An 8,258-nucleotide genomic window follows, 5' to 3' on the forward strand; every position below is an offset into this window, starting at 1 on the left:
AGACTAAAAAAGAAGGAATTTATTATAATAGTTATATGAAAACAGAAACACAAGACAAACAAAAAAACTTTTGATTAAATCGCTTTATTCCGGCTCTTATTATAATAGCTGTCTTAGTGATTTTAGTCATTATTTTATCTTATTCATTTAGAGCGGACTTATATCAAAAATTTTCTGATGTAGGTTTTTGAGTCCTCCGTGCCTTTGCTATAGTGCTATTGGGTGTTATAGTTGGATGAATATTTTATGAGCTATCGCATGCTTATAGCAATATGATTATTCCATCAATTATTCTTACCATATTTTATGTTCTTTCAATGCTATTGGGTCCAAATATGTTTGTTAATGTACTTTTTGGCCGGGGAGTTGTATCTTATGACGCGCTGATTAACTTACCGGTTAACAATGTACATATTAATGAAACAAACACAGTAGTAGAATATTATTTTGGGACATTGTTCACTCAATATGTTTTTGATTTTTGACCATTATTAACTACATTTATTATTGCACTAGTTTTTTTCTTAATAAGACTTGTTGTAATAAATAATGTTAACATTTTGGCGTTAACTATCAAAACAATTTCATTGTGATTTATGTCACTATTTTTAACTATCTTTGTTAAAACATTTATAGTACTAATGACACAACAAATTGGAATTGAACTTGTTATTCTAATGATTGTGGTAGCTAGCTCATATGACATTGGTGGTTACTTTGGAGGTAAATTTTTAGGACATAAGTTTTTCAAAGCAAAACTAGCTCCAACAATTAGTCCTAAAAAAACTTGAGAAGGTGCAATTGTGGGTTATTTAATCTCATTCTTAATTACCTTAATTTACATTTATGCAGTTTATGGAATTAGAGGATTAAATAACAATTCAGTTGCCGGTGTCCTTTTAAGCCCACATTCTAGATTTTTCCCTTATTTATTAACATTTTTATTTATTGCGCCAATTATTGCTTTATTAGGGGATTTATACTTCTCTTTAATTAAAAGAAGAAATGAAATTAAAGATTTTTCAAACATATTAAAAGAACACGGTGGACTATTAGATCGAATTGATTCGATTTCATTTGTTTTCGTGTTCTTTGGTGTGCTGGCTGCGTGTTCAACACTATAAGAAAGGATTAATTATATGCAATATTCAGATAAATCATTTCAAAAACTTATGGACTATTTAGGCCTAAGTTTTTTATCATCATTGCAAGATGCTAAATTTAACAGTGAAAAGATTGAATTTAAAAGAGGGGATAAAAACGAAATTAAATATCAAAAAGTTTTTTTATCAACACCTCTCCCTACATGAAAGGACTTTGAGTCTTTATTTTATGCTTGCAAAAAAGAGAAATTTTGAGTAGAATTACAATTCCATAATCTTGATTTTAGTAATCCTGAGTTTAAAAATTATATTTTAGGTATTCTAGAATTAGAAGATGAATTAAATAATTGTACATTACATCAATATTTAAGAGCTTTTGATTTATTAAGTTACAATGTGCATAATAAAGCTTGAGAGTTCTCATATACTGATCAAGACCAAGCACAAGAATTAGAATTTCAAGCTGGTGCACTTTCTAGTTCAATGAGAAATTTTGGTTTTAAAAACTTTATTCTGATTCCAAAGTATATTCCAGATTTGGACTCTGATATTGAGGGGCAAATTCGAAGCCAATACCAAAAAAATGCAGCAATCTACTCAAATGATAATTACAGTGGAGAAATTAATTTCGAACGTAAAGTAGCAAATAATAAATACAATCAAAATCGTAATTTTCAAAGAGCTAACAAATCTAGAAATTACTCTGCTGTAGCTATAAATTATATTTCTACCTTGGCACCTGAAGTAATAGATATACCTGTCATGGTGTCGGGATTGGTATACAAGGTAGAAGTGATTGAAAAGCCTGAATTTAAAATATATAAGCTGAATATTTCTGATTATTATGATGCTGTTGAAATTAGTTATTTTGTAAATAATAATAATTTACCTGAATATATTCCACAAGTTAATGATTATGTTGAGGTCTATGGTACGGTAGCAAATCCTTATTCATATCGCGGCGAAGGACCATTAAACAAAATTATTAAAGCACATTCTTTTGTCAAAATAGAAAACCCAAGAAATACTCGCATTGATAATGCTGATTTTAAGCGTGTTGAATTATCAACTCGCTCAAAAATGAGTACTATGGATGGGCTATTAGATCCAAAAGATATTATAAATATAGCAAAAAATTTCGGACACAGTGCTGTAGCGTTAGTGGATTCTAATGGGGTTCAAGGATTTCCTGAGTTTTTTGCTTCTGCAAAAAAAGCTGGAGTAAAACCAATATATGGTGTTTCATTTGATGTTATTGACAAAAACCATAACTTTTTATTAAACTATGATGGTATTGATCGTAATATTTTAACAAGCGAATACGTAGTTTTAGATATTGAAACTACACATCTATCCGCCCAATATGGAGATTTAATTGAATTTGGTGCTTCACTAGTAGTGGATGGTGAAATCAAAGAAACCCATCAATTTTTCATTAAATCTAGAAAGCCTTTATCTTCAACTACAATTAATTTAACCAACATTACAGATAAAATGCTTGAAGAAGAGGGATATAGCTTACAAGAAGGACTTGACAAAATTTATGAAATCATAAATAACCGTATTTGTGTTGCTCACAATGCTCATTTTGACTCTCACTTTATTTATCAGAAATTTATTCAAGAAGGCAGAGAATTACCCCACACATTTTTTATTGACTCATTAATTATTTCAAGATTCTTATTTAGTGAAAAAAGAGAGCATAATTTAGGTGCTTTTTGTGCTAATTTATCAGTTATTTATGATGCTAATGTAGCACACCGTGCTGATTATGATGCAGACGTTTTAGCACAAGCTTGAATTAAAGCAATGCAATTATTAAGCGAAAGAGGTATTTATACCTTTGATCAATTAGACAGTATACAAGATATCAGTATATATAATCGGACAAGATCAAGCCAAATTACTGTTTTAGCATTAAATCAAACCGGATTAAAAGAGTTATTTAATTTAGTTACTCTTTCATTGACTCAACGTTTTTATGGATCTCCAAAGTTATTTTTTGAAGATTTACCTAAAAGTAAAAACTTATTAATTGGTTCAGGTGGATTAAAGTCTAAACTGCTTGATTATATGTTTTATTCTTCTAATCTAGCTATAAATAATTTAATTGATAAATTTGATTATATTGAGATACCTCATGTTTACGTACTAGATCATTACATTGAATCACCTGATAAATTTTCGCAATTTGAAGTTCAAGATACCATTTTAAGAATGATCAGAACTGCTTTAGAGCATAAAAAAATACCAGTAGCAATTGGGGATGTTAGATATCAGGACAAATTGGATAAAAATGTATTTAAATGTTTAGTGTATTCAAAGGGAATTGGAAATGCAACTCACTTTTTATTTGATTATCGTAAGGCACAAGCTAAAACTATGAAACTTCCTGATCTAGAGTTTTATACAACAGATCAAATGTTAGAAGCTTTTAGTTTCATTAATAAGCCTGAATTAGTCGAAGACTTAGTTATCAACAATCCGAATAGAATTGCAAATTTAGTTTCCGATGAAATAGAAGTTATTCACAATGAATTGTATACACCTAAGTTTGACAACTCTAAAGAAAAATTGTATGAATTAGTATATAAAACTGCTCATGAAAAATATGGCGAAACCTTGCCGAAATTAATTGAAGAAAGACTGGAAAAAGAAATCACCCCCATTTTAAAATATGGATTTGATGTTATTTATTGAATTTCACACAAATTAGTTAAAAAGTCACTCGATAACGGATATCTTGTAGGTAGTCGTGGAAGTGTAGGTTCTTCATTAGTTGCAACTATGTCTGGGATAACTGAGGTGAACCCACTTCCACCACACTATATTTGTCCTAAATGTAAAAACTTTGAATTGGTAAATATAGAAGGTGTTACTTCAGGATTTGATTTAGATGATAAAATGTGTCCTAATTGCAATATCATAATGGAAAAAGATGGACAAACTATACCATTTGAAACGTTTTTAGGATTCAATGCAGATAAGGTTCCTGATATTGATTTAAACTTCTCAGGAGACTATCAAGCTGAAATACATAATGAAATTAAAAGATTATTTGGAGAAAGTCATACATTTAGAGCGGGGACAATTTCTACAATTAAAAGCAAAACTGCGTATGGATATGTCAAAAAAGCTGTAGAAGAATATGGGTTTGAATTTACAGGTCCTTATATAGACTTTTTATCAAGTAAAATTGAAGGTGTAAAAAGAACAACAGGTCAACACCCGGGTGGAATTATTATTATTCCAAAAGAATATGATGTTGAAGACTTTACTCCAATCAACTATCCAGCTGATGATACTACTTTAGAATGAAAAACTACTCACTTTGATTTCCACGCTATTCATGATAATGTTTTGAAATTGGATATTTTAGGACATGTTGATCCTACTGCAATTAGAATGTTAGAAAGACTCACTGGTATTGATGTAAAAAAAGACATACCTAAAAAAGATAAAGCTGTTATGTCACTATTTAGTAGCACAGCTGCATTAAAAATTGAGCCTAAAGATATCGGAGGAGAAATTACTGGTGCGTTAGGGCTACCAGAATTTGGCACAAACTTTGTTAGACGTATGCTATATGAAGCAAAGGCTGAATCATTTGCTGATTTAATTTCTCTTTCTGGACTTTCTCACGGAACAGATGTGTGAACAGGGAACGCACAAAGTTTAATAAAAGAAAGAGGCTTTACTTTAAAAGATGTTATCTCATGTCGTGATGATATCATGGTGTATTTAATTAACCGAGGGGTTGAACCATTATATGCTTTTAAAATAATGGAAAAAGTTCGTAAAGGTAAGGGCTTAACTGATGAAGAGGTTGCTTCATTACAAAGTAGCAATGTACCTGATTGATATATAGATTCAATGAAAAAAATTAAGTATATGTTCCCGAAAGCTCATGCTACTGCTTATGTGCTTATGGCTTGAAGAATTGCTTGATTTAAACTTTATTACCCACTTGAATATTATGCTACCTTCTTTACTACAAGGGTTGAGGAGTTTGATATTCAAACTTTAAAAAATGATTATGGTGCTGTAAAAATAAACAAAAAAATTAAAGAAATAGAATCTTTACGTGATAAAAAAGTCAAAGAAGAAAATTTACTACAAACTTTAGAAATTGCTCGCGAATTATATGCTAGAGGATTTAATATTTCAAACATTGACCTTACCAGATCTCTTGCAACTGAATGAGTTGTAGATCATGAACATAAAACATTAATTCCGCCTTTTTCTGCAATTGGTGGATTAGGTGAAGCCGTGGCAACTAAAATAATACAAGGTAGGGAAGAAGCTCCATATATGTCTAAAGAAGATTTCAAAAAACGCAGTGGAGTTAATGCTAGTTTATATAAATATTTAAATGAAGAATTAGGAATTCTAGATTATTTAAACGAAACAAACCAAATGAAATTGTTTTAAAATGCACTTTTTACACTCATTTTTAAGTAAATAATAAAAAAATTACATTTTTCTTAAAATATAAAAAATTTGATAAAATTACATTGCTAATATAAACGGACAGGATCTGGATGAAAGACCAGACTTAAGGTTGGTTTTAGCGCTAAAACAAAATAACTTAAATAAAAAAATAATATCTAATTATATTTATATAGAAAGGATTACAAATATGGCAAAATTAGATTTTGATCGTTCAAAAGAACACGTTAACGTTGGTACAATTGGACACGTTGACCACGGTAAAACAACTTTAACTGCTGCTATTGCTACAGTTTTAGCTAAAAAAGGTTTATCAGAAGCTCGTGATTATGCTTCAATCGACAATGCTCCAGAAGAAAGAGCACGTGGAATTACAATTAATACTTCACACATCGAATATCAAACAGAAAAACGTCACTATGCTCACGTTGACTGTCCAGGTCACGCTGACTACGTTAAAAACATGATTACAGGGGCTGCTCAAATGGATGGTGCTATCTTAGTTGTTGCTGCAACAGATGGACCTATGCCTCAAACACGTGAACACATTCTTTTATCTAAACAAGTTGGTGTTCCTCGTATCGTTGTTTTCTTAAACAAATGTGATATGTTAGAAGGCGAAGAAGATATGATCGAATTAGTTGAAATGGAAATTCGTTCACTTCTTTCAGAATACGGATTTGATGGAGATAACGCTCCAATCATCCGTGGTTCAGCTTTAAAAGCTCTTGAAGGTGATGCTAAATACGAAGATAAAGTTATGGAATTAATGGATGCTGTTGATACATACATCGAAACACCAGTTAAAGAATTTGACAAACCATTCTTAATGGCTGTTGAAGACGTATTTACAATCACAGGACGTGGAACAGTTGCTACAGGACGTGTAGAACGTGGAACACTTAAATTAAACGACGAAGTTGAAATCGTTGGATTAAAACCTACTAAAAAAACAGTTGTTACTGGAATCGAAATGTTCCGTAAAAACCTTAAAGAAGCACAAGCAGGGGACAACGCTGGATTATTACTACGTGGTGTAAACCGTGAAGACGTAGAACGTGGACAAGTTCTTGCAAAACCAGGATCAATCGTTCCTCACACAGAATTCGAAGCTGCAATTTATGTACTTAAAAAAGAAGAAGGTGGACGTCACACACCATTCTTCAAAAACTACAAACCTCAATTCTACTTCCGTACAACAGACGTAACAGGTGGAGTTGAATTCGAACCAGGTCGTGAAATGGTTATGCCAGGTGAAAACGTTAACTTAAAAGTTAAATTAATCGCTCCTATCGCTGTAGAAGAAGGAACAAAATTCTCTATTCGTGAAGGTGGACGTACAGTTGGTGCTGGTTCAGTAACAAGAATCATTAAATAATTTATTCACAAATTAAAAGTGTGCATGCAAATGCATACTTTTTTTGTACTTTGTTCATTTTGAGTTTATTTTCCTCTTTTTTTAATTTATAAGATAAAGAAAAAGAAAGGACTATATGGAAGAAAAACAAATTGAGCAAATTAAAAATAAAACTGATATTTCTCAATGCATAAAAGAGACAATAAAAGAAATTAGCAAAAAACTAGGAGAAGAATCAATTATGGTATTAGGTGACATACCTTATATATCTATAGATACATTTCATAGTGGCAGCTATATATTAGATAGAATCTTAGGCATTAAAGGATTTCCAAAGGGCAAAATTATTGAAATTTTTGGGCCAGAAAGTTCAGGAAAAACAACACTAGCGTTGAATGCAATTGCTGAAGTGCAAAAAGAAGGAGGGATTGCAGCATTTATTGATGCTGAACATGCAATTGATTCTGAATATGCGCAAAAAATTGGGGTTGATACTAGTAAATTAATATTATCTCAACCAGATTCTGGTGAGCAAGCTTTAGAAATTGTTGATATTTTAGCTAAAACAGGAAAAATTGATCTCATTGTAGTGGATAGTGTAGCTGCATTAGTGCCAGAAGCTGAACTAAATGGAGAAATGACTGATTTACAAATAGGCGCCCAAGCCAGATTAATGTCAAAAGGCTTAAGAAAAATTACCGGAAATCTTAACAAGAATAAAACAACTATTATATTTATTAACCAAATACGTGAAAAAGTAGGAGTAATTTTTGGGAGCCCCGAAACCACACCAGGTGGAAGAGCACTAAAATTTTATTCTAGTGTCAGAATCGAAGTTCGAAAGGGATCACCTATAGTCGAGGGAAAAGATATAGTTGGTTGTGAAATTAAATTTAAGGTTGTAAAAAATAAACTTTCTATACCTTATAAGACTGGACAATCAGAGTTATATTTCTCACTTGGGCTTGATAAAACAGGAGAACTTGTAGATATAGGCCTAGAAAACGGAATCATAGAGAAAAAAGGGGCTTGATTTAGCTACAAAGGTGAAAATGTGGCTCAAGGAAAAAGAAATATGAAACTATATATTAACAATAATCAATCTCTATACAATGAAATATTAGCTACTATATAAAAAAATATTTTTTTAGTCGCATTTCGCGATTTTTTTGTTATCATATGTTTACTCATTTAGTTAGCGCTAATGTGTTACAGATTGAAATAAAAAAATATTTATCTTTTTATTTCATAAAATAAAAATCTGTTATATAATAATATCGCAACTTAAATGAAGCAAAAGTTCTTTGAAAACTAGATATATACAATGTACATGACAGTCAATTTTTTCG

4 protein-coding genes are annotated in these 8,258 nt (G+C 31.0%); all 4 read left to right on the forward strand.

Annotated features, from left to right (window positions below):
* Window positions 1–35 precede the first annotated feature (35 nt).
* The 4 genes from ACNQ12_RS02190 (at window position 36) to recA (ending at window position 8,044) form a co-directional block, all read left to right on the forward strand.
* Window positions 36–1,124 carry a phosphatidate cytidylyltransferase gene (locus ACNQ12_RS02190; protein WP_418019229.1) on the forward strand — a complete coding sequence of 363 codons (1,089 nt, stop codon included), beginning with the start codon at window positions 36–38 and terminating at the stop codon, window positions 1,122–1,124.
* A gap of 15 nt (window positions 1,125–1,139) precedes the next feature.
* A complete protein-coding gene (locus ACNQ12_RS02195) occupies window positions 1,140–5,534 on the forward strand; it encodes a PolC-type DNA polymerase III (RefSeq protein WP_418037068.1) in 4,395 nt (1,464 codons plus the stop codon).
* A 208-nt stretch (window positions 5,535–5,742) separates the two neighbouring features.
* Window positions 5,743–6,930 (forward strand): elongation factor Tu, encoded by a 1,188-nt coding sequence (gene tuf / locus ACNQ12_RS02200; protein WP_416754641.1) that lies wholly within the window; start codon window positions 5,743–5,745, stop codon window positions 6,928–6,930.
* A 115-nt stretch (window positions 6,931–7,045) separates the two neighbouring features.
* A complete protein-coding gene (recA, locus tag ACNQ12_RS02205) occupies window positions 7,046–8,044 on the forward strand; it encodes a recombinase RecA (protein ID WP_416754643.1) in 999 nt (332 codons plus the stop codon).
* Window positions 8,045–8,258: the final 214 nt, after the last annotated feature.

The sequence above is a fragment of the Mycoplasma paraquilae genome, assembly GCF_048284415.1.
Lineage (GTDB): Bacteria > Bacillota_I > Bacilli_A > Mycoplasmatales > Metamycoplasmataceae > Mycoplasmopsis.